Annotated in this window: 18 protein-coding genes; 2 read left to right on the top strand and 16 right to left on the bottom strand. The window is 41.7% G+C overall.

The window, feature by feature from the left end:
* Positions 1–54 precede the first annotated feature (54 nt).
* Entirely contained in the window at positions 55–987 is a 933-nt protein-coding gene (locus AC27EF_RS08285; protein WP_487110228.1) for an alpha/beta hydrolase, read from the bottom strand.
* Positions 988–1,148: 161 nt separating this feature from the next.
* Between AC27EF_RS08285 and AC27EF_RS08280 the strand changes: the two genes are divergently transcribed.
* Entirely contained in the window at positions 1,149–1,958 is an 810-nt protein-coding gene (locus tag AC27EF_RS08280; protein WP_487110226.1) for a DUF6612 family protein, read from the top strand.
* 55 nt (positions 1,959–2,013) lie between these two features.
* On the opposite strand, the gene AC27EF_RS08275 is transcribed toward AC27EF_RS08280, so the two are convergent.
* The 4 genes from AC27EF_RS08275 to AC27EF_RS08260 form a co-directional block, all read right to left on the bottom strand.
* Positions 2,014–3,387, bottom strand: coding sequence for a citrate/2-methylcitrate synthase (locus tag AC27EF_RS08275; RefSeq protein WP_487110224.1), 1,374 nt, complete (start codon positions 3,385–3,387; stop codon positions 2,014–2,016).
* A 31-nt stretch (positions 3,388–3,418) separates the two neighbouring features.
* Positions 3,419–4,180 carry an amino acid ABC transporter ATP-binding protein gene (locus AC27EF_RS08270; RefSeq protein ID WP_487110222.1) on the bottom strand — a complete coding sequence of 254 codons (762 nt, stop codon included), beginning with the start codon at positions 4,178–4,180 and terminating at the stop codon, positions 3,419–3,421.
* A gap of 12 nt (positions 4,181–4,192) precedes the next feature.
* Positions 4,193–4,849 carry an amino acid ABC transporter permease gene (locus AC27EF_RS08265; protein ID WP_487110220.1) on the bottom strand — a complete coding sequence of 219 codons (657 nt, stop codon included), beginning with the start codon at positions 4,847–4,849 and terminating at the stop codon, positions 4,193–4,195.
* 71 nt (positions 4,850–4,920) lie between these two features.
* A complete protein-coding gene (locus AC27EF_RS08260) occupies positions 4,921–5,721 on the bottom strand; it encodes an amino acid ABC transporter substrate-binding protein (RefSeq protein ID WP_487110219.1) in 801 nt (266 codons plus the stop codon).
* Between the two features lie 208 nt (positions 5,722–5,929).
* Between AC27EF_RS08260 and AC27EF_RS08255 the strand changes: the two genes are divergently transcribed.
* On the top strand, positions 5,930–7,285 hold the full coding sequence (locus tag AC27EF_RS08255) for an N-acetylglucosaminidase (protein WP_487110217.1): 1,356 nt from the start codon (positions 5,930–5,932) through the stop codon (positions 7,283–7,285).
* Between the two features lie 56 nt (positions 7,286–7,341).
* Here the strand turns inward: AC27EF_RS08255 and AC27EF_RS08250 are convergent, their stop codons facing one another.
* From AC27EF_RS08250 to AC27EF_RS08200, 11 genes are all read right to left on the bottom strand, one after another.
* The gene (locus AC27EF_RS08250) at positions 7,342–8,679 is read right to left on the bottom strand and encodes a sensor histidine kinase (protein ID WP_487110215.1); all 1,338 of its coding nucleotides are present in this window, start codon (positions 8,677–8,679) and stop codon (positions 7,342–7,344) included.
* On the bottom strand, positions 8,679–9,356 hold the full coding sequence (locus tag AC27EF_RS08245) for a winged helix-turn-helix domain-containing protein (protein WP_487110213.1): 678 nt from the start codon (positions 9,354–9,356) through the stop codon (positions 8,679–8,681). The genes AC27EF_RS08250 and AC27EF_RS08245 overlap by 1 nt, the downstream gene beginning before the upstream one ends.
* Positions 9,353–10,006 carry a phosphate signaling complex protein PhoU gene (phoU, locus tag AC27EF_RS08240; RefSeq protein ID WP_487110310.1) on the bottom strand — a complete coding sequence of 218 codons (654 nt, stop codon included), beginning with the start codon at positions 10,004–10,006 and terminating at the stop codon, positions 9,353–9,355. The genes AC27EF_RS08245 and phoU overlap by 4 nt, the downstream gene beginning before the upstream one ends.
* A gap of 5 nt (positions 10,007–10,011) precedes the next feature.
* A complete protein-coding gene (pstB, locus tag AC27EF_RS08235; protein ID WP_487110211.1) occupies positions 10,012–10,764 on the bottom strand; it encodes a phosphate ABC transporter ATP-binding protein PstB in 753 nt (250 codons plus the stop codon).
* Between the two features lie 6 nt (positions 10,765–10,770).
* A complete protein-coding gene (gene pstA / locus AC27EF_RS08230; RefSeq protein WP_487110209.1) occupies positions 10,771–11,673 on the bottom strand; it encodes a phosphate ABC transporter permease PstA in 903 nt (300 codons plus the stop codon).
* Positions 11,674–12,522, bottom strand: coding sequence for a phosphate ABC transporter permease subunit PstC (pstC, locus tag AC27EF_RS08225; RefSeq protein WP_487110308.1), 849 nt, complete (start codon positions 12,520–12,522; stop codon positions 11,674–11,676).
* A gap of 40 nt (positions 12,523–12,562) precedes the next feature.
* On the bottom strand, positions 12,563–13,435 hold the full coding sequence (locus tag AC27EF_RS08220; protein WP_487110207.1) for a substrate-binding domain-containing protein: 873 nt from the start codon (positions 13,433–13,435) through the stop codon (positions 12,563–12,565).
* A 206-nt stretch (positions 13,436–13,641) separates the two neighbouring features.
* On the bottom strand, positions 13,642–14,907 hold the full coding sequence (locus AC27EF_RS08215; protein ID WP_487110205.1) for a dihydroorotase: 1,266 nt from the start codon (positions 14,905–14,907) through the stop codon (positions 13,642–13,644).
* A 16-nt stretch (positions 14,908–14,923) separates the two neighbouring features.
* The gene (locus AC27EF_RS08210) at positions 14,924–15,379 is read right to left on the bottom strand and encodes a hypothetical protein (protein ID WP_487110203.1); all 456 of its coding nucleotides are present in this window, start codon (positions 15,377–15,379) and stop codon (positions 14,924–14,926) included.
* A gap of 21 nt (positions 15,380–15,400) precedes the next feature.
* Complete coding sequence (gene ppk1 / locus AC27EF_RS08205; RefSeq protein ID WP_487110201.1) at positions 15,401–17,545, bottom strand: polyphosphate kinase 1; 2,145 nt, start codon at positions 17,543–17,545, stop codon at positions 15,401–15,403.
* Between the two features lie 173 nt (positions 17,546–17,718).
* On the bottom strand, positions 17,719–19,107 hold the full coding sequence (locus tag AC27EF_RS08200; RefSeq protein WP_487110199.1) for a glycine--tRNA ligase: 1,389 nt from the start codon (positions 19,105–19,107) through the stop codon (positions 17,719–17,721).
* Between the last annotated feature and the right edge of the window lie 39 nt (positions 19,108–19,146).

Below are 19,146 nucleotides of genomic sequence, written 5' to 3'. Positions count from 1 at the left end.
TATTTTCCGTAACATTTGTTACGTTTTTCGATCGCTATTTTCAATCGAAATCTTTCAGATATGACGATCCTTCTTTCCCACAGCTTCCAAAAAGGACCGAATCCCCTGATAAACCGTTTCTTTTCCCTCTTCGTTTAAAATTTCATGGCGTCGATTCCGAAATAAAACTCCCCGCACGTGATTATAGCCTCGCTTCTTTAAAAATGTCATTGCCTGAGCATACTGTTTCTTTGAACCGATGCACGGATCATCTGCACCGGCAATAAACAAAATCGGCAGCGAAGGATGTCCAAGCTGCCATCCATTTTTACTGTAAGTTCGGTGCATTAAATGAAATAGATTTAAAAAACCGTTATTGGTAAACAAAAACCCATCCAACGGATGTTCATCATAAGCTTTGACATTCTCCTCTTGATAACTGATCCATGCATTTTGCGATTCTCCGCTCTTTAACATTCTCCTGTATTTTCCAAACGCCAGTTGATCCAACAGTCTTCCTGGCTTGTGCTCTCGAAATTTACACGCAGATTTTGCCAGAAGAATTCCTGCCTTTGCAGCCGGATTCTCACTGGGGCTTCCGCATACAATCAATGCATCCAGATCTTTGTCATACTTTTTCAAATAACATCGGGCCACCAAAGAACCCATACTATGACCAAATAAATAAAACGGCAGACCCGGATATTGCGCCTTCATCCACATCGTAACCTGATGCGCGTCTTCCACAATCATTTTTCCCTCCGTATCATAAAAATATCCAAGATCTCTGGAATCTTTTACACTTTTTCCATGTCCCCGATGGTCATGAATGACGCAGGCAAACCCATATTGATTCAGCTCTCTCATAAACGGCTCATAGCGTTCTTTATGTTCTGCCATCCCATGACAAATTTGAACAATTCCCTGAAGCTTCCCTTCCGGAACCATAAGCAGGACATGCAGCTTCAATCCGTCTGCCTCTGATACCATATAAAAATTTTTTTTCATAGCTCCTGCCTCCTGTTGATTCATTGATAGTTTCAGTTTAAATCTTGGGTGCCCCGATGTCAAATTCATTTCCGATTCTCACACTTTCTATTTACCAAAATCCATTTATACTGTATAATTATGAGTACAATCTATTATTTCTATTCTAAGGAGGAACGAGTATGAAGAAAAGGTTAAAAAAGATTTTAGCGCTGATGCTGACATGTCTTCTGGTTTTTTCCATCACGGCATGTACCAAAAAAATGAGCGCGAAAGAAGTGATGCAGGAGAGCATGAAACAAAGTAAAAAAATGAAAGATTTTGATATGTCCGGGGAGATGAATTATAAAATTGAATCCGGTGAAGCAAAATCCGGCACTTCTTCCATCGAACTTGGCATGAACTTTGATGCCAAAGTAAAAATGTCCGATGAAGATAAAATTCAGATGAACATGAAGACTACCACAAATATGTTTGGACAGTCTCTGAGCGTCAATGTTTTCTATACGGACGGATATTACTATATGGAAAACAACGGTCAGAAAATGAAAATGAAAATGGATATCGAGGAACTGCAAAAACAAATTGAAAGTACAACCGGACAAAACTCTCTGCCTATCAAATATTACAAAGATCTGAAACTGGAAGAAAAGGATGACCAGAAAACAATTCAGTATAGTCTGAACGAGGAAGGTTTCAACCAATATTTAAAAGAAGTGATGTCACAGATGAGTTCCATCACAGGCACAACTTCAACCGATGAAATTAAGATTACCTCTTTCTCCGGAACCAGAACTGTCAATGAAGATTTTTATCCGGTCAAAGAAAAGATCAAAATGGTACTGGAGAGCAAAAAAGAAGGACTGGGCAAAATCAGTGTCGATATGACCATTACTTATAAGAATGTAGGCAAAGAAGTAAACGTCACTCTTCCAGACGATTTATCCTCTTATCAGGAAATTTCATCACAAAGCAGTCAAACAGTAAATTAATTATGAAAAAGCAGAGATGGAACCTTTGATTCCATCTCTGCTTTTTCCATTCCTTTTAGGCATCCCTATCTCCAATCGGTGTATAAGCTCTTCTCGGCGCCACACCTTTATATGCCGGACGAATAATGCGATTTCCATTGATCAGCTCTTCCATACGATGTGCAGACCATCCTGCAATACGCGCAATTGCAAAAAGCGGCGTATATAACTCATGAGGAAGCCCCAGCATACTATAAATAAAACCACTGTAGAAGTCAATATTTGCGCTGACTCCCTTATAGATCTTTCGCTCTTTCGCAATCACTTCTTTTGCCAGACGCTCCACAGTTGTATAAAGATTATATTCATCTTCCCGTCCTTTTTCCTCTGAAAGCTGCTTCACGAATCTTGAAAGAATTTTGGAACGTGGATCTGAAATGGAATACACCGCATGACCAAGACCATAGATCAGCCCTGCCTTGTCAAACGCTTCTTTATTTAAAAGCTTCATTAAATATTCCCGAATCTGATCTTCGTCCTTCCAATCCGTCACCTGCTGTTTTAAATCATCAAACATCTGAACAACCTTTATATTCGCTCCTCCATGTTTCGGTCCTTTCAAGGAACAAAGCGCCGCTGCAACCGCAGAATATGTATCGGTTCCGGAAGACGATACAACATGCGTTGTAAAGGTTGAGTTATTTCCTCCTCCGTGTTCCGCGTGCAAAACCAATGCCATATCTAACAGCTGAGCTTCCAGTTTACTATACTTGCTGTCCGGGCGCAAAAGATACAAGATATTCTCCGCCGCAGACAGGTTTTCCTGCGGCAAATGGATAAACAGACTTTCTCCGCATTCATAATGAGCATAGGCCTGATACCCATAGACCGCTAAAACCGGAAACAGTGCAATCAACTGAATGGACTGACGCAGTACATTGGGCAGAGAAATATCACTTGCATAATCATCATAGGAAAACAACGTCAGAACGCTTCTGGATAACGTATTCATCATATCACGGCTTGGCGCTTTCATAATAATATCCCGCACAAAGTTTGTCGGAAGCTGACGATATTCACTTAACATTCCTTTAAACTGTTCCAGCTCTTTTTGTGTCGGAAGATTTCCAAACAAAAGCAGGTATGCAGTTTCCTCAAATCCAAAACGATCTTCGGAAATAAATCCTTTTACAATATCTTCAATGTCAATCCCGCGGTAATACAGCTTTCCCTCACATGGAACAATCTCACGATCCACCATTGTATACGACTGAATCATGGAAATATCGGTAAGTCCGGCAAGAACTCCCTCCCCGTTTTTTTTGCGCAGTCCACGTTTTACATCATACTTTGTAAATAATTCCTCTGATATTTTTTTATCACACTTTTTCGCTAACTCTTTGATTTCAGGGGTTACCTCTGAAAACTTATTCGGCATGTCTTTTACCATTGTTACTCCCTTCCAGCATTTCGCTTCTCTGTCAATTCACATCATGATATTTCCCAAGGAACTCCCTGGTTCTCTCATTCGCTGAGTGGAATACCTCTTCCGGAGCTGCGTCCTCAACAATCACTCCCTGATCCATAAAAATAATTCGATCTGAGATTTCCTTTGCAAAAGCCATCTCATGGGTTACAATGACCATTGTCATATGGAGATCGGTCAATGATTTTATAACCTTTAAAACTTCCCCGGTTAGTTCCGGATCCAGAGCAGATGTGGGCTCATCAAAAAACAGAATCTTCGGTTCCAACGCCAATGCTCTGGCAATGGAAACTCTCTGCGACTGCCCTCCCGACAGTTCACAGGGATATGCGTCGGCTTTGGATTCAAGACCAAGTTTTTTCAGCAATTCCAATGCCTTTGTCTTTGCTTCTTCTCTGGGAATTCCCGCAACGCAGACCGGAGCCTCCATGACATTCCTTAACACACTGTAATGAGGAAACAAATTAAAATTCTGAAATACAAATCCTGTTTCCATTAAAATTTGTTTTTGAACCTCTCCTCCGGCATAGACCGGAGTTTCGTTTTTTGTCTCCACCAAAACCTTCCCATTGATTTCTATCTTTCCGGAGGTTATCTTTTCCAATTGATTCATACACCGCAGCAGGGTGGATTTTCCGGATCCAGAAGAGCCGATAATCGAGATGATCTCTCCGTCATTGATCTGAAAAGAAATATCCTTTAGGACGGTCAGCTCCCCAAACTTTTTTTGCAGGTTTGTCACTGATAAAATACTCATTTCTCTTCCTCCTTAACGATAGTAATTCATCTTCTTTTCGATAACATCAAATATTTTGGAAACAATCGTATTCATAACCAAATAGAAAATACCTGCTACTACAAGATAAATCATTCCCCGGCTTCTTGCCATCTGGTTGGTTGCTACTACATAAATCTCCATAACACCGATGACGTGTGCCAAAGAGGTATCTTTCACTAACGTCATACACTCGCTTCCAAGAGACGGCGTAATAATTTTCACAACCTGCGGCAGAACAATTTTAAAGAAAGTCTGTGCCTTTCCAAACCCAAGTACCTTGGCGGCCTCATACTGCCCCTTGGGAATTGCCTGTATTCCGCTTCGGTAAATCTCAGCAAAATATGCCGCATAGTTTAAGGAAAAACTAATGACAGCTGCCGTCATACGATCCAGACTTAACCCTGCCACATAGTAGAGACCAAAATAGAACCCATACAGCTGAAGAATCAATGGGGTTCCTCTCATGATTAAAAGGAAAAAACGCACCGGTATCTGAATCACCCAAAATCTGGTCATACGCCCCTTTGCAAGCACCAGACCTAAGATTAATCCCAAAATCAAGGTCAGAAAGAACAGGGTCAACGTCTCCTTCAATCCGTGTTCGATTAAAAGCTTTACAATTTCCGAAAAACTTTGTATTCCATCCATAATTCATCTTACTCCTATACTAAATGAAATAAAAAGGGGCTTTGTGAACAAAAGCCCCTTCTGTATTGTTCTTATCGAATGGTTGTAATGTCTTCATCAAACCATTTGGTACTGATTTTCTTTAGTGTGCCGTCCTCTGCCATTGCCTTTAGCTGCTTCTCCACCTCCTTGCAGAGCGCTTTGTCATCTTTTCTAAATCCAATCACATATTTTTCAGTGGCAAGACTTGCATCCAGTACCTTATATTTGCCTTTGTCTTTGCTTGTGTAATACTTCGCCACAACCTCATCCATTACCGCTGCCTGAAGCCCGTTGCCCAAGTCATTTAAAATCTGCACATTATCTGCCATGAGACGAATATCCGCATCTTTTAACTCTTCTGTTTTATCAACAGCGTCTGCTGCCGTAGATCCTTTTTGTACTCCCACAGACTGCTTCTTAATATCTGCCAGAGATTTAATCTTGCTATTTGCCGGAAGAACCAGAACCTGATGATTATCCATATAAGATTCTGAACACAGCATATTTTTTTCTCTGTCTTTGCTGTAGGTCAGACCATTCCAAATACAGTCAATATTTCCTGTATCCAATTCCTGCTCCTTTGAGTCCCAGTTGATCGGCTGCAGCTTTAACTTGATATCCATTCTCTTGGCAACTTCCTTCGCCAAATCAATGTCAAATCCGATAATGTTTTGCTTTTTATCTGTAAATCCCATTGGAGGGAAAGATGCATCCAGTCCCAATACCAGCTCTTTCTTTTCCTGTACGTCCTTCAGAGAGTTGTCTTTCTTGCTCTTTTCCTCTTTGCCGCATCCTGCCAGCATAGAAGCCGCCAGTGCGATCGTTAATAAAACAGTAATTATTCTCTTCATTCTTTTTCTTCCTCCATCTCTATTCTTTCAGCACACTACCATACTAAAGTGCTTTTTTTTTATAATAGCAAAGTTTTCATTCCTTGTCAAACCCAAACCCAGAAATTTCAAGATTCCCCAGTAAATTATTACATTTTTATTACATATTTATTGAATCTCTATAAAATGTATGGTAATCTTAAACAAGATAAAGGAGGAGTATTTTACTATGCGTTATAAGAAAATTCTTGCCGCTGCATTAACGGTGGGCTGTATCGGAGGGATCCTTCCATCCGGTCTGGCAGAAGCCGCCAGCCTTAAAATTCGCTACAGCGGCAAAACAAGATACTATACAGGAAAACAATTAAAATTCAGCTACGGAACCAAAAGTCTTTCACTCAAGTATGCCGGAATTCAGATGAAAAAAGGCAGTACTTCCATCAACATGATTCCATATTACGATTATCTGGTCAAACAGGGGCCGAAAGTAAAACGTTCCTATTCTAAGAAAACAGGAAAACTCGTATTAAAGAACGGTTCCAAGACACTCACAGCCTACGTTGGCAAGCGGACCTACTATTTAAATGGAAAAAAGAAAACCTTTTCCATTGCGCCAACCAAAGTCAAATACTATAAAACAAACAAAACCGTCATTTTGCTTCCGGCAAAAGCACTGATTACAAATCTGGGACTCCGCTATACCTACAGTTCCTCTGCAAAGAGAATCTATATCAATAAACCGGTATCCCAGCCGTCTGCATCAAAACCGTCTGCTTCTGCCAGCGGCTCAACGACTTATACCAAATATAATAAAACCTTATCCAGTTATATCAGCGCTGAAAAAAAACAGCACCCGACCTATGGCGGAAAATCAATCAGCACATCAACTTACAAAAAATATATTGATCCATCAACGGATCAGACCCACAATTATCAGTTTCTTCGCTTAGACACCTACCGCAGCGTCAATACTTCCGCTTACAGTTCTCTGTTAAACAGTAAGCTCAAATCCGGAAGTGTTCTGAAAAACAAGGCAAATGTTTTGATCTCCGCTGCAAAAACCTATGACATTGATCCGGTTTATTTTCTGTGCCAGACCATTCTTGAAACCGGCTACGGCACCAGCGAATTATCTCAAGGAAAATATGTCACAAAAATCGTCTCCGGCGCTTCTGTCATAAAAGATAAAAACGGCAATGTTACAGGGTTCCAAAAAGTAAAAGGGAAATATATAACCAAAACGATTTCCAAGCGGAAGCTGTACAATCTTTACGGAATCAAGGCATATGACAGCGATCCGCAGCTGTGCGGATTCAGTTACGCGTACTATCAGGGATGGACAAGCGTTGACAAAGCAATTTCCGGCGCTGCAAAATATGTCAGTCAGGAATACATACATAGTGGAACCCATAAGCAAAATACATTGTATAAATTCCGGTATCATCCAAATACCGCCAACCTGTGGCATGAGTATGCAACCGATCCGGCTTACGCTCATAAAATTGCGTCCATTATGTACAGTCAGTTTCGCTCTGTCTATGCATCCGGTGTATCCATGACTTACGACAAACCATTGTTTCAATAAAAGTAAAAACAAGAGTCGGCAGAAATTCAATTTCTGCCGACTCTTGTTTTTTACTCTTAATTTTTAGGAAAAATCACCGTAATTTTGGTTCCCTCTCCCATTTCACTTTCTACTTCCATCAATGCTTTATGAAATTTTGCTCCGTGCTTTACAATGGACAGCCCCAATCCCGACCCTTCCTTTTGATTGGAATGGCTCTTATCCACCCGATAAAACCGCTCAAAGATCCGATCAAGATCCTCTTTTGGTATTCCGATTCCTGTATCCTCCACAATAACGGTCGGATACTCATTCATGGATGCCACGGTAAATACAACCTGTCCCCCCGGATGATTATATTTTATTGCATTTTCACACAAATTAAAGAACATTTCATAAAGAATCTGGGAAACCCCCTGTATTTTTGTATGAATTCCACGAATATGAATGGAAACATTCTCCTCTTCCATTCTTCGTTTCAGATCATTTTTGACACGAAATGCAAGATCGTAAAGATCGACCTCTTCCCACTCAAGCTCTACCCGATTTTCATCTAATCGCGATAACTTAATAATTCCCTCAATCATGGAAATTAAGCGTTTCGCTTCCTCGTAGATAGTTGCAGAGAACCGTCCCATATCTTCCGGTTTTACCAATCCATCTTTCATCAATTCTGCATATCCCGAAATCGTTGTCAATGGTGTCTTTAATTCGTGGGATACATTGGCAGAAAATTCTTTCCTCATATTTTCTGCCTCTTTAATTTCCTCAATCTGATGTTCAATATCAATATTTTGTTTTTCTATCTTATCAAGCAAAGGCGTCAACTCACTATAGGTTCTGTTCTTTTTTGGATGCACCAAATCAATTTGATTGATTGGCTCTACAATACGTTCGGTAATAATTTTAGAAAGAATCACTGCAAGTATGAGAACAATTCCCATCATCAGAAAAAAAACGGGGATAATATCTTCCATCTGCTTCAAAATCGTCTGAGTTCCCCTGCTCATCCGAAGAATGGTTCCATCCTGCAGTCTGATTGCATAATAGTAGGTCTGTGTTTTTAAAGTTTTGGAAATTCTGGTATCTTCTCCCACCCCCTTTAAAACAGCCTCTCTTACTTCTTTTCGATTTTTATGATTGGACATGCTTTCTTCTTTTCCGGCGCTGTCATAGATCACAACCCCATTTGAATCAATCCATGTAATTCTGCTGATTGTAATCCCCTTGTAAGCATCCAGATCCTGTTTATCGTGGAGATTCAGCGATGTCGCCATATAAGCCGCTTCATCCCGTATTCCACTTTTTATTTGATGCATGTATCGGTAATAAGTCAGCATTCCCAGAAGGGTGGTCGTTATCAGGACGGCAACTAAGGCAATGTACACCATGTTGCTGAAAATTTTCCGCTTCATTACTCATTGCCTCCGATACGATATCCTATTCCGCGGACTGTCTCAATTAAATGTCCACATTCTCCTAATTTTTGCCGGAGAGATCGAATATGAACATCCACCGTTCTTGTCTCTCCGTCAAAATCATATCCCCAGATATTGGTCAGCAGCTGATCTCGATTCAGGACATTTCCTTTACTCTCAACCAAAAGGCAAAGCAGCTTAAATTCTTTATTGGTCAGTTCTACCTTCTGCCCTGCCGCTTTTACTTTATGCTTCTGAGGATAAATCTTTAAATTTCCCACTATAATTTCATCTTTTTGGTCTCCACGCCTGGACCGCCGCAGAACCGCTTTTACTCTGGATACAAGCTCCATCATTCCAAAAGGTTTCGTAATATAGTCATCGGCGCCGCTGTCTAATCCCAACACCTTATCATATTCCGTTCCTTTTGCTGTCATCATAATGATCGGCAAATCTTTTGTTGCTGACTTTCCCCGGAGTTTTCCCAAAATTGATATGCCGTCTTCCCCCGGAAGCATAATGTCCAGCAAAACCAACTCCGGCATCACTCCCTCTTTCATAGTTTTTAAAAATTCTGTTCCGTTCTCAAAACCATGAGCTTCAAACCCGGTGCTCTGTAAAGTATAAGTCACCAGTTCTCTGATATTCGGATCGTCTTCCACAACAAAAATCACAAGCTTCCTCCTTTATATTCCCCTGTAATTGAAAATTCGACCCACTCAGCGATGTTTCCGGCATGATCGCCGATTCTCTCAAAATACTTTGCGATCATAACGATTGCAACGTACTCCTCTCCTTTTTCAGGATCTTCATGAATTAAAGAAATTGCCTCTTTCTTTACCTGACTGAACAATTCGTCTACCAAATCATCCTGTTCTATAACCTCACGGGCAATCTGAAGATTCTGTTTTACAAAGGATTTTACACTTCGGCTGACCATATCAATGGTCGCTTTCGCCATCTTATCCAGATGTGTGTGTTCCCTTAAATCCAGAACTGCCGAATCCTTGCGGATAATCCCGGAAATATCACATGCCTGATCTCCGATACGTTCCATATCAGATACCATCTTCAGCGCTGCGGAAATCACACGAAGATCTGTTGCCACCGGCTGCTGCTGCATCAGAAGTTTCATACAGATACGTTCAATATCCCGTTCCTTCTGATTGATCTCCTCTTCCATACTTTTCAGGTCCTGCATCAGTTCTTTGTCTCTTGTCGCCACAATTTTAGCTGCGGCGGTAATCATCTCCTCGCAAAGCGAACACATCTCAATCATTTCCTGATTCAGACGCAGGAGCTGTCTGTCAAAACGATTTCTCATAACGATCACCCAAACCTTCCTGTAATATAATCTTCGGTTCTCTTATCCTGCGGCATAGAGAACAGCTCATCTGATTTTCCGAATTCTACCATCTCTCCCAAAAGGAAAAACGCCGTATGATCGGAAATACGAACTGCCTGCTGCATATTGTGGGTCACCATGATAATCGTATACTTTGATTTTAATTCTAACGCAAGATCTTCAATTTTGGAAGTAGAAATTGGATCTAATGCAGAAGTTGGCTCATCCATCAGTAAAACTTCCGGTTCCACAGCCAGCGCCCGGGCAATGCAAAGACGCTGCTGCTGTCCTCCGGACAGACCAAGAGCGCTCTTTTTCAAACGATCCTTAAGCTCATCCCAGATTGCTGCATTTCTCAGGGATTTTTCCACAATCTCATCCAACTGCGCTTTATTGTGAATCCCATGGGTTCTCGGTCCATAGGCAACATTATCATAAACGCTCATCGGAAACGGGTTAGGTTTCTGAAATACCATTCCAACTCGTTTTCTTAAGACATTTACATCCATATCTCCGTAAATATCTTCTCCATCCAAAGTCACTTTTCCGGTAATTTTGCATCCTTCCACCAGATCATTCATTCGGTTTAATGATTTTAAAAGTGTAGACTTTCCGCATCCGGAAGGTCCGATAAACGCGGTGATCTGGTTTGTAGGTAGATCGAGATTAATATCTTTTAATGCCTTGAACTTTCCATAATATAAATCTAAATTTTCAACTTTAATTTTGGTCTGCATGTTTCTTTACCCTTTCGTAATTCGTTTTGCGATAAACGATGAAATCGCATTGATCAGAAGTACTGTAATCAAAAGTACCACAGCGGTGGCGTATGCCTGATTAATATGCAGTCCCTCACAGGAGAGCACATACATATGAAGCGCTAAAGTACGTCCGGATCCCAGGATATTGGCCGGAATCTCAGCAACAGTTCCTGCTGTATACATCAACGCCGCCGTTTCTCCGACAATACGTCCGATTCCAAGGATCACACCGGATAAAATTCCCGGTACTGCAGACGGCAGAACGATCCGAAAAACTGTTCTTAATTTTCCGGCGCCCAATCCAAAGCTTCCCTCCCGAAAAGAATCCGGAACAGATTTTAAGGCCTCCTCGCTGGTACGCATAATCAGAGGAAGAATCATAATCGCCAGAGTTCCTGCGCCGGAAAGAATCGACAATCCAAGCTTTAAGGTATTGACAAAAAACAGCATTCCGAACAATCCATACACAATGGATGGAATTCCCGACAGGGTTTCCGCCGTCACTCGAACAATCTCCACCAGCCTATTTCCGCGCTTTGCGTATTCTACCAAATAAATCGCCGCAAAAATACCAAGAGGAACAGCAAAAATCAAAGCCAGAACCGTCATCATCAATGTATTGACAATTGCCGGGAACATAGATACATTTTCTGTTGTATAAGTAAAGTCAAAAAGATCTTTATTTAAATACGGGATGCCGTTGATTAAAATATGTCCAATCAAAAAAAACAGAACCGCTACGGTTACCAGCATTGCCAGATTTACAAGCAGCCATAAAACAAAAGACAACGGTGTTCTTTTGTAGGACTTCATCCTTTGTTTCCAGGTAACCTGATTGATTCCCTGAATTGTTTCTGTTATTTCCATTTTTTTCACCGCTTCCATTTATTGGCCCTCCTTATGCTTTAATGCTGCAAAAGAAAGATTGATTAACAGAATAAATACGAACAATACAACAGCAGTCGCAATCAATGCCTCTCTGTGAAGATCCGTGGCATAGCCCATCTCCAATACGATATTTGAGGTTAAGGTGCGGACTCCTGAAAACAGACTGTCCGGTACAATTGCCTGATTTCCCGCAACCATAACCACTGCCATGGTTTCTCCGATGGCACGGCCGATTCCCAGAACTACGCCTGCTAAAATTCCTGATTTTGCTGCAGGAAGCACCGCAAAAAAAACACTCCGCTCATGACTGGCTCCCAGTCCCAGGGATCCTTCATAATAACTGTCCGGTACTGCGCGGATAGCGCTTTCTGACACTCCGATGATCGTCGGGAGAATCATGATCCCAAGCAAGATTGATGCGGTAAACACACTGTTTCCATTCCCAAACATATCACGAAACATCGGAACGAGAACAACCATTCCAAAAAACCCGTAGACAACAGATGGAATTCCTGCCAAAAGCTCTACAGCCGGTTTTAATACTTTATAAATTTTATCATTGCAAAATCTTGCCATGTAAATTGCCGCCAGAATTCCGATGGGCACACCTACAACAATGGCTCCCGCCGTCACATAAAGACTTCCTATAATCATCGGGAAAATGCCAAAGATTCCGCTCTTTGGCATCCAAGTCTGACCGGCAATAAATTTCAGCGGTCCGATTTCCCCGATGGTAGGAATTCCGTTTACGAATAAGAAGGCACAGATCAGTATAACTGCCAGAATGGAAGCACATGCTGAAATCAAGAACACAGCGTCCATTACTTTTTCAAAAGATTTCTTCATCGTTACAATTCCTCTTATTTTACTCATATCCTGCGATCTGTTATTTTACATCAGACCATTTTGTGGTTTCTCCTGTATAGATTGCTTTTACCTGATCACTTGTCAGTTCATCCACATCACTGTCTTTATTTACAATCACCGCAATACCGTCCTGTGCGATAACTGTGGCTTTCACACCTTTCTTTGTCTCGCTGTCTGCCAGCTCACGGGAAGCCATACCAATATCGCAGGTACCTTCGATGGCATTTGTAACACCTGTGGTAGAATCGCTCTGCTGAACTTCAATTGTCACATCTTTGTTCAGCTTTGTATAAGCTTCTTTTAATTTTTCCATAACCGGCGTTACAGAAGAAGATCCGCCCACTACAACTTTTCCTTTGGCGCCGTTGGATTTAAATGCCGCCGCTTTTTCATCAACCTTGATATATCCGTTATCTTCTACAATTTTCTGTCCTTCGGCGCTCATAATAAAGTTTTCAAAATCCTGCGCCTGCTCGCTTAATTTATCCTTTGTTACAATGTTAAATGGACGTACGATCTTGTAAGATCCATCCTTTACAGTCTCAACACTCGGCTCGGCTCCGTCAATTTTTACTGCCTTCACTGTATCATTTAAAGAACCTAAAGATATGTAACCAATTGCCGCCTTGTTCTCTGCCACCGTTGTCATCATAACAGAAGTTGAATTGGTAATCTGTACAGAGGACGTTGTCTTATCTACTTTATTACCGTCTGCATCCTTTTCTTCAATTCCGAACAATTCGATAAACGCTCCTCTTGTTCCGGAACCGTCTTCCCTTGAAACTGCTGTAATTTTATCATTTGCTTCCTTGCTGTTTCCATTTCCACATCCTGTCATAAGGCTGGAGGCCGCAACTGCTGCAACTGCTAAAGTTAAAATTTTCTTTCTCATAATGTTCTCTCCTTTTTATGCGTATCACTTACAAATCTAATCTTACCGACGTTATGTAAAATTCAAAAGAAGCTTTCTGTAAAGTTTGTGTTAAATGTAAAGTCTTTTTGATGAGTTTTGTAAAAAAAGAGTCCCTGAGAACCGACAAGCACTGATCGATTCCCGGGGACTCCTTCCTCCTGATGCACAAAGAACCTATGAAATTTTTATGATCTGTATACAATCTCTCCATTGCAGATGGTATACTTTATTTTTCCTTTTAATTTCCACCCGGTAAACGGCGAATTGGATGCCTTGGACTTATATTCTTTTACAATCCATTCTTTTGCCGGATCAAATAGTACTAGATCCGCCGGTTTACCTTTCTGAAGCCTTCCCTGCTCCATACCGTAAAGCCTTGCCGGATTTATGGTCATTTTCTCCAGAAGCTCCATCAACGTCAGGTACTGTTTCTCCACCAGCTCTGTAATTCCAAGACCAAGAGCAGTCTCAAGTCCGGTAATTCCACTTGGAGCGTCTGAAAGACTTCTTTCTTTTTCTTCTTTGGAATGAGGCGCATGGTCCGTTGCAATGATCTCAATGGTTCCCTCCTGAAGTCCTTTGATAATTCTCTGGCGATCCTGCTCTGTACGCAGCGGCGGATTCATCCTCGCCAATGTTCCGTATTTCAGCACTGCCTCCTCTGTCAAAGTAAAATGATGCGGTGAAGCCTCCGCTGTCACCTTTGCTCCCTGTTCCTTCGCTTCTTTCACATATTCTACCGCCTGAGCTGAGCTGATATGCTGAATATCCACACATGCTCCTGTCTCCAGAGCCAGCCGACAATCCCTTTTTACCATCACGGCTTCTGCCATGTAAGAAGCTCCCCCGTAGTTTAACTGCTTCGCCACCTTTCCCTGGTTGACTCCGGGCTGTTTGATGTAAGCGGGATCTTCTTCATGAAGACTGATGGGAACCCCCAGTTGACGAACCTTTTCCATGGCTTTTTTCACCAGCGCCTGATCCATCAGCGGAAGACCGTCATCGGTAAATCCACGCACCCCCGCTTTATAGAGGGCATCCATATCTGTCAGCTCCTGCCCCAAAAATCCCCTGGACACAGCGGCTGCCTGCCAGACCCTGATGGGAAGTGTCTCACATCTTCTGGCAATTTCCTGATAGATTTCCACAGAATCTACCACCGGTTTCGTATTCGCCATACAGACTACCGTCGTGAATCCTCCGGCTGCGGCTGCAGCTGCTCCGCTGTTTAAATCTTCTTTGTAAGTAAACCCCGGATCCCGAAAATGAACATGAACATCAATCAGACCCGGAGCCGCAACCAGTCCTTCGGCGTCCAATACCGCGTCAAAGGTTCCATCATCCTCGGTTTCACCAATTTTTACAATCTTATCTTCTTTGAGTACCAGATCCGTTATCTGATCAAATCCCGTTTCCGGATCCATCACTCTTGCCTGTTTTATTAAAATCATACGTGCGTCTCCTGTTCTAATTCACCTGATCTTTCACGGCATCTGCCACCTCACTCAGTTTCTCTCTGGTCAACTCTTTTTCTGATTTTACAATAATCACATAGTTTTTTCCGCTCCTTGACGTGATGCCCCCGAAGGCATTGTATGCTACTTCATCATCAATTTCTTTCACCATCGGCACAAAGGAAACATGATCTGTCTCAATGCTGTCGCCAAATTCATAGGTTTGACCCTTTTCTTCCAGAGCCATCACTTCCTCGGAAATGGTCTCATCGATATCCTCTTCCATAATTTCCTGTGACTTCCCCTCGCACTCTTTGATACTCACATTCATTCCATGAATTTCAAAACTCTCATCGGATGCCTTGGTATTGACGCGGTGTTTTATGACAAAACCTCCCACTACCCCTGCAATGGTCAGACAGGCGCCTGCCGCCATTAAGAACTTTTTATTAAATCTGATTTTGCTCATCTTCTTCTCCTTTTTCATCTTCTATTTCTTCTTTCTGCTTTTCTTCCCATCTGTAAATAAAGATTTCACATAAGTAAATAAATTCTTTTTCCGCGGTATGGACTTTTTCTGATTTTTTCTGGACTCATTTAACAGATAGATTTGAGAGTTGATTTTCTCTGCGCCGTTTCGTTTCTTTGAGATATATTCTCCGTTGGATTTTAACCAAACCCCCTGTACATTATCCTTCTTCAAAATACCGATCATAGCTTTCATTCTGTTTTTCAATGCCGGGTCACGCACCGGACATGCAACCTCCACCCTTCGTCTCGTATTGCGCGTCATCATATCCGCGGAAGAAATATAAATCTCCATCTCATCTCCGACACCGAAACAATAAATCCGTGAATGCTCCAAAAATCTCCCAACGATACTTTCCACACGGATATTTTCCGTTTTCCCTGCCACTCCCGGTTTGAGGCAGCATATTCCACGAATCAGCAGAAAAATCGGAACTCCCGCGCAGGAGGCTTCGCACAGTGCATCAATCACCTTACGGTCTGTTAAAGAATTCATTTTCATAAAAATTCCGGAAGGCTGAAAACTCTCTGCTTTCATCTTCTCTCGCTCAATGCGGTGAAGAATATTGTTTTGCAAACTGGTCGGGGCAACCCAAAGATGTTCATAGCTCCCATCCAGATTGAAAATGGACATATTGTGAAAAAACTTTGCCGCATCCCGCCCAATTTCTTTGGATGCCGTGATCATACTTAAATCGGTATAAATCTTAGACGTACTCTCATTATAATTGCCTGTGCCGATTTGTGTAATATAGTAAATTCCTTTACTGTTCTTCTTGGTAATTAAGCACACCTTGGAATGAACCTTATAATCCTCCATTCCGTACATGATCTTACACCCTGCTTCCTCAAGAATCTCCGAGTAATTAATATTATTTTCCTCATCAAATCTTGCCCTCAGCTCCATCAGTACCAGAACTTCTTTTCCATTCTCTGCGGCTTCGCAGAGATATTTCACAATCTTTGCCTGCTTTGCCAGACGATAAATAGTGATTTTAATGGATATTGTTTCTCTGTCTCGGGCGCTCTCCCTGAGCAGTTCGAGAAAGGTGTCCATCGTATCAAAAGGAAAGGACAGCAGTTTGTCTCCCTGAAGAATTTGCTTTGTGACACTGACCCCGGGTATAAAATCCCGATTTAATGCCGGTGTAAAAACGCGGTAGCATCCGATCTTTTTCTGCTCTCCGGGCATCCGCTCAATCAGCGGATAGACATATTTTAAATCTAGCGGAGCTTCGCTGCTGAAAATCTCCTGCCCGGACAGATCCAGACGTTCAGATAAATACTCTCTTATCTGCCGGTTTTGTGTTCCCTGCAATTCCAGACGAATCGGAGACAGCCTTCCCCGCATCTTTATAATCTTTTTCATGTGCGTCCGATAGTCATCTGTAGATTCATAAATTTCATCATCGGGATTAATATCCGCACTTCTCGTCACACATAAGATACATTTTTCTTCCACCGAATAATTTTCAAACATTTCATCGCAGTATTCCAGCAGCAGATCTTCTAAAAGTACATACCTCATTTTCTCTCCCGACAGGAAAATCATACGTTCCAAATCTTTCGGAACCGGCAGTATCCCAAAGGACTTTTTCTCTTTTTTGCGAAGCATCAAACCGATTTGCAGAATTTTATTCGGAATATGAGGAAAAGGATGCTGTTTTCCAACCACAATCGGAGACAAAACGGGACGAATCATTGCCTGAAAATAATTTTTTAAATATTTTTTATCTTCTTTGGGAAGTTTCTTCACAGAAACTCTCTTTACTCCCTGTTGTTCCAGCTCTTTGGACACATCCCGAAAAATCCGATCTCTGAGTTCATAGAGAGGACACACAGCTTCTGTAATCTTCTCCAGCTGTTCCTCCGGCGTTAAATTTGAACGAATATCCCGATGATCGTCATGAATGACACTCATCTCGTGAATGCTTCCCACACGAACCATGAAAAATTCATCCAGATTATTCGTAAAGATTTCAAGAAACCTTAATCTTTCAAAAATCGGAACACTTTTTTTCCCCGCTTCCCCGAGCACCCGCTCATTGAATTTCAGCCATGATAATTCCCGGTCCTGCGTGTACGAATAATCATATTTTTTCCCCATCTTCTTCCTCCATTTAACCAAAAATGAACTTTCCCATATTAGAACCAAAATCCGGAGATGATTCCCCGGATTCTTTTCATATTACACGAATCATGAGACAAAATCCAAGCGTACTTCATCCCCTGGCAAATACTACGGGAATCAACGAAACAAGCAATCGGCGTTTCATCTTGTTAGTATGCAAATTTTTCCTCAAAATATGCCTTCAAATCTTCAATTTTTACACGCTCCTGCTCCATAGTATCCCGATCACGGACCGTCACTGCATTATCTTCCAAAGAATCAAAGTCAAAGGTAACACAATATGGTGTGCCGATCTCATCCTGACGGCGGTAACGTTTTCCAATATTTCCTCTCTCGTCAAACTCACAGTAATACTGCTTGGATAATTCTTCATAAACCTTCATGGCGCCGTCGCTTAATTTCTTAGACAACGGAAGAATTCCGATCTTCACCGGCGCCAGAGCCGGGTGGAAATGGAGAACCGTTCTTGTATCTCCGCCTTCCAGCTCTTCTTCGTCATAGGCAGCACACAAAAATGCCAAAGTTACACGATCCGCTCCCAAAGACGGCTCGATAACATATGGAATATAACGCTCTTTTTTTACATCGTCAAAATATGTCAGATCTTCTCCGGAAGTATTCTGATGCTGAGTCAAATCATAATCTGTGCGGTCTGCAATTCCCCACAGCTCACCCCAGCCAAACGGGAATAAGAATTCAATATCCGAAGTCGCCTTTGAATAATGAGACAGCTCTTCTTTCTCATGATCTCTGACTCTCATTTCATCGTCTTTGATTCCCAGCGTTTTCAGCCAATCAATGCAGTAATTTTTCCAGTACTCAAACCATTCCAAGTCTGTATCCGGCTCACAGAAGAATTCCAGTTCCATCTGTTCAAACTCACGGGTCCGGAAGGTAAAGTTTCCCGGCGTGATTTCATTACGGAATGATTTTCCAACCTGACCGATTCCGAACGGAATTTTTTTTCTGGAAGTTCTCTGTACATTTTTAAAATTTACAAAAATCCCCTGTGCCGTCTCCGGACGCAGATAAACCGTACTCTTGGCATCTTCTGTCACTCCCTGAAACGTTTTAAACATCAGATTAAATTCACGAATCTCTGTAAAATTCTTTTTCCCGCAGGAAGGACAGGAAACCTCATGTTCTTTGATAAAACTTTCCATCTCCTCCTTAGACCATGCATCCACAGAACCTTCCAGTTCCATTCCATGTTCCTGCATATAATCTTCAATCAGTTTGTCCGCCCGAAAACGTTCATGACAGTCTTTACAATCCATCAAAGGATCGGAAAAACTTCCCAAGTGTCCGGATGCCACCCATGTTTGAGGATTCATCAGAATCGCACAGTCCACTCCCACGTTGTACGGACTCTCCTGAATAAACTTTTTCCACCATGCTTTTTTTACATTGTTTTTTAGCTCGACGCCCAAGTTTCCATAATCCCATGTATTGGCAAGACCTCCGTAAATCTCGGAACCACTGTATACAAATCCGCGTACCTTTGCCAAATTGACGATTTTTTCCATTGTTAATTCCATAATGACCCATACCTCGTTTAAATTTGTTATATTCTATCA

It is taken from the genome of Anaerostipes stercorihominis (assembly GCF_057535655.1).
This window is presented reverse-complemented; position numbering and strand designations above follow the sequence as displayed.

Excerpts from the sequence above, each read along its gene's own strand:
- AC27EF_RS08285 (WP_487110228.1), bottom strand. The coding sequence starts at position 987 with ATGAAAAAAAATTTTTATATGGTATCAGAGGCAGACGGATTGAAGCTG.
- AC27EF_RS08280 (WP_487110226.1), top strand. The coding sequence starts at position 1,149 with ATGAAGAAAAGGTTAAAAAAGATTTTAGCGCTGATGCTGACATGTCTT.
- AC27EF_RS08275 (WP_487110224.1), bottom strand. The coding sequence starts at position 3,387 with ATGGTAAAAGACATGCCGAATAAGTTTTCAGAGGTAACCCCTGAAATC.
- AC27EF_RS08270 (WP_487110222.1), bottom strand. The coding sequence starts at position 4,180 with ATGAGTATTTTATCAGTGACAAACCTGCAAAAAAAGTTTGGGGAGCTG.
- AC27EF_RS08265 (WP_487110220.1), bottom strand. The coding sequence starts at position 4,849 with ATGGATGGAATACAAAGTTTTTCGGAAATTGTAAAGCTTTTAATCGAA.
- AC27EF_RS08260 (WP_487110219.1), bottom strand. The coding sequence starts at position 5,721 with ATGAAGAGAATAATTACTGTTTTATTAACGATCGCACTGGCGGCTTCT.
- AC27EF_RS08255 (WP_487110217.1), top strand. The coding sequence starts at position 5,930 with ATGCGTTATAAGAAAATTCTTGCCGCTGCATTAACGGTGGGCTGTATC.
- AC27EF_RS08250 (WP_487110215.1), bottom strand. The coding sequence starts at position 8,679 with ATGAAGCGGAAAATTTTCAGCAACATGGTGTACATTGCCTTAGTTGCC.
- phoU (WP_487110310.1), bottom strand. The coding sequence starts at position 10,006 with ATGAGAAATCGTTTTGACAGACAGCTCCTGCGTCTGAATCAGGAAATG.
- pstB (WP_487110211.1), bottom strand. The coding sequence starts at position 10,764 with ATGCAGACCAAAATTAAAGTTGAAAATTTAGATTTATATTATGGAAAG.
- pstA (WP_487110209.1), bottom strand. The coding sequence starts at position 11,673 with ATGGAAGCGGTGAAAAAAATGGAAATAACAGAAACAATTCAGGGAATC.
- pstC (WP_487110308.1), bottom strand. The coding sequence starts at position 12,522 with ATGAAGAAATCTTTTGAAAAAGTAATGGACGCTGTGTTCTTGATTTCA.
- AC27EF_RS08220 (WP_487110207.1), bottom strand. The coding sequence starts at position 13,435 with ATGAGAAAGAAAATTTTAACTTTAGCAGTTGCAGCAGTTGCGGCCTCC.
- AC27EF_RS08215 (WP_487110205.1), bottom strand. The coding sequence starts at position 14,907 with ATGATTTTAATAAAACAGGCAAGAGTGATGGATCCGGAAACGGGATTT.
- AC27EF_RS08210 (WP_487110203.1), bottom strand. The coding sequence starts at position 15,379 with ATGAGCAAAATCAGATTTAATAAAAAGTTCTTAATGGCGGCAGGCGCC.
- ppk1 (WP_487110201.1), bottom strand. The coding sequence starts at position 17,545 with ATGGGGAAAAAATATGATTATTCGTACACGCAGGACCGGGAATTATCA.
- AC27EF_RS08200 (WP_487110199.1), bottom strand. The coding sequence starts at position 19,107 with ATGGAATTAACAATGGAAAAAATCGTCAATTTGGCAAAGGTACGCGGA.